Raw genomic sequence first — 231 nt, 5'->3', positions numbered from 1 at the left:
AGCAGCCCTGTTCCTGACGCTGGCGGGCCTTTACAGCGTCAAAAATACCCCGGTTGATGCACTGCCGGATTTATCCGATGTACAGGTGATCATTAAAACCAGCTACCCGGGACAGGCACCGCAGGTGGTCGAAGATCAGGTGACTTATCCGCTGACCACCGCCATGCTGGCGGTGCCGGGTGCCGACACGGTTCGCGGCTATTCCTTCTTTGGTGATTCGTACGTTTATAT

1 protein-coding gene is annotated in these 231 nt (G+C 55.8%); it reads left to right on the top strand.

All coding sequences use genetic code 11. The features are described from left to right. Nucleotides 1-7: 7 nt before the first annotated feature. A partial coding sequence (locus ACYP03_RS28345; protein ID WP_459782985.1) for an efflux RND transporter permease subunit occupies nt 8-231 on the top strand: 224 nt, incomplete at its 3' end.

The sequence above is a fragment of the Photobacterium sp. R1 genome (genome assembly GCF_054600795.1).
The sequence above is the reverse complement of the archived record's forward strand: the minus strand, read 5'-3'. Positions and strand labels throughout refer to the sequence as shown.